Source organism: Halomonas sp. 707D4 (genome assembly GCF_024158685.1).
Lineage (GTDB): Bacteria > Pseudomonadota > Gammaproteobacteria > Pseudomonadales > Halomonadaceae > Vreelandella.
This window is the reverse complement of the sequence record NZ_JAMZBD010000408.1, coordinates 1-2771: the sequence shown is the minus strand read 5'-3', so window position 1 is coordinate 2771 and position 2771 is coordinate 1. Positions and strand designations below refer to the sequence as shown.

Here is a 2771-nt window from a genome sequence, read left to right as displayed (position 1 = left end):
CCTTGACCCCGAACCCGAGCCACAGCAGCAGCGCCATCCATACGCCCTGGGGGGAGGCCAGGATGCCCTCGCGCACGCCAGCGAGCGTCGATGCCTGCTCCTGCCCCGCCGCCCAGAACAGCCCGGCGAGAATCAGCCCCTCGCCGATCACCGCCAGCACCAGGTAGGCGCGCGCGCCGCGCCGCGCCTCGGCGGTGCGATCGTGCAGCACCAGGGCGTAGGCGGCGAAGGTCATCAGCGCAAAGCCCAGATAGAAGCTCGCGATGTCCTGGGAGACGATCAACAGCGCGTTGCCGGCGAAGGTGAGCGGCCACAGGAGCACGAAGCGCGCCAGCTTGTAGCGCTGCTCTTCGTCGCCCTGCCGGGCGCGGGCCAGGGCCGCCTTGAAGTAGCCCCGGGCGTGCAGCGCCGCCAGGCTCCATAAAAGCGCCGTGAAGGCGAGCCAGGGGCGGCTCAGGTCATCGAGCGCCCACTGCCCGCCGAGCATCCAGGCCGGCCAATGCCACGCGCCCTCGCCCAGAAACGCCAACGCCAGCGCGGGCCAGGCGGCACTCAGCCAGACGGCGTCGAGCGCCGGGTAGCCGCGCAGGCGCTGCCAGGCACTGCGCAGCGCCACGCACAGCGGCCACAAGAGCGCCATCACGAACACGAGGGTCATGGCAGATACTCCCCGACCGCCACCCGGGTCGCCCAGTCCAGCGGACTGAAGGGCAGCCCCGCCAGAAGCCCCGCGCCAAGGCTTGCAAGTGCCGTGAACACGGCGGGCCACAACAGCCAGCCGTGGGTCTCGAGCCGCCCCAGGCGCTGCTCGTCGGGCCATTGGCCGACCCCGTGGGCCGGGCCCTGGCAGAACCACAGCCGGTAGACGATGGGCAGGAAATAGAGCGCGTTCAAGAGGGTGCTGGCCACCAGCACCGCGACCACCCAGAGCATCTCGGCCTCGATGGCGCCGATGCCCAGGTACCACTTGGTGATGAACCCGGCGGTGGGCGGCAGCCCCATCATGCCCAGCGCCCCGACGGTGAAGGCGAGGCTGGTCAGCGGCATGCGTCGGCCGGCGCCGTTCATCTCGTCGATGCGGTGGATGCCGAGCTCCTCGGCGTAGCTGCCGGCGCAGAAGAACAGCGTCACCTTCATCAACCCCTGGTTGAGCAGGTGCGCCAGTGCCCCGATGGTGCCGAAGGGCCCGATCAGGCACACCCCGAGCACGATGTAGGAGACCTGGCTGATGGTCGAGTACGCCAGGCGCGGCTTGAGCTCCGCCTGGGTGATCGCACGCAGCGAGCCGTAGAGGATGGTGATCGAGGCGATCACGGCGAGCACCGTGGTCACGCCCAGCTCGACGCTCAGCTCGATGCCGTAGAGATCGTAGATGATGCGCAGGATCCCGAAGGCGCCCGCCTTGACCACGGCGACGGCGTGTAAAAGCGCGCTGACCGGTGCCGGCGCCACCATCGCTCGGGGAAGCCAGCCGTGCAGCGGCACGATCGCCGCCTTGACCGCGAGCCCACCCACCAGAAGCGTGAAGACGAGCGTCAGAAGCACGCGGTGGTCGTCGAGATAGCGGTCGAGCCCCTGCTCCGAAGCGAAGGATTGATCGCCGGTCAGGCTGTACAGGAGGACCACGCCCAGCAACAGCACGACCCCCGCCGAGAGCGTGTAGCGCAGGTAGACCTTGCCCGCCGCCAGCGCCTTCTGGGTGCCCGCGTGCACCACCAGCGGGTAGGTCGAGAGCGTGAGCATCTCGTAGAAGATCAGGAAGGTGAAAAGGTTGCCCGCCAGGGCGATGCCCAGGGTACTGGTGACGCACAGGCTGAAGAACCCGAAGAAGCGCTTGCGGTTCGCCGCGCCCTCGAGATAACCGATGGCGTAGACCGTGGTACACAGCCACAGTATTGATGAGAGCCCGGCGAACATCACGCCCAGGGCGTCGGCGCGCAGCACGAAGTCGATGCCGCCGATGATCTGGAAGCTGAAGGTGTCCTCGAACCCTAACGATACGCGTCCCACCATCAAGGCGACCAGCGCCACCTTGCACACCGCCGCGCCCAGGTTGATCACGGTGCGCACCGGGCGCGCCGTTTCCGGCAGGGAGAAGATCGCCACGGCCGCGACGAGCGACACCGCAAGCGCCGCCAGCGGCAGCCACGCCATGTTTTCGACGCTCACGCATCACCTCCCTGCAGCAGCGCCAGCGGTAGATGAGCCAGAAGCCCCATCACCAGTGCCGCCAGCGCGAGTAGCAGCGCGATGGCGTCCATGCCCCGCCCCAGCGGCTGGTAGTGGTGGCGCGGCGCGGTTTCATCGAAGGAGTAGCGAAACATGCGGAACACGTAGGCCGCGGTCAAGAGCGTGCCCGCCACGAGCGCCGCCACCGCCACCCAGTGGCCCTCGAGCACCATGGCGTGCAGAAGCAGCCACTTGGCGGTGAATCCGGCGCTGGGCGGCAGGCCCATCAGGGTGATCGAGGCGATGCCGAAGATCAGAAGCGACAGCGGCAGCCGCCGACTGGTGCCGGCCAGTCCCTTCAGCGAACTCTCGCCAGTGGCGAGGATCAGGTTGCCCGCCGCCAGGAACATCGCCGACTTGGCCAACGCATGCCCCACCAGCTGCAACCAGAATCCCTGCCAAGCCAGTGACTGGGCGATGGGCGCGATCCCGGGGCCCAGCAGCAGCGGAAAGGCGACCATCAGGTAGCCTAGCTGCGCCACCGTGGAGGAAGCCACCAGGGTCTTGAGGGTCTGCGCCCGCCAGGCGATCAGCCCGCCCCA

General features: G+C 68.5%; 2 protein-coding genes and 1 pseudogene. All 3 read right to left on the bottom strand.

The features are described from left to right. Positions 1–658 (bottom strand): annotated as a pseudogene (locus BIS11_RS14430) (hypothetical protein); the annotation flags it as partial. Further along, the gene (locus tag BIS11_RS14425; protein ID WP_301283033.1) at positions 655–2154 is read right to left on the bottom strand and encodes a proton-conducting transporter membrane subunit; all 1500 of its coding nucleotides are present in this window, start codon (positions 2152–2154) and stop codon (positions 655–657) included. The gene BIS11_RS14425 and the pseudogene BIS11_RS14430, both read right to left, overlap by 4 nt. Before the next feature lie 11 nt (positions 2155–2165). Then, the coding region (locus BIS11_RS14420; RefSeq protein WP_301286477.1) for a proton-conducting transporter membrane subunit at positions 2166–2771 on the bottom strand (606 nt) is incomplete at its 5' end.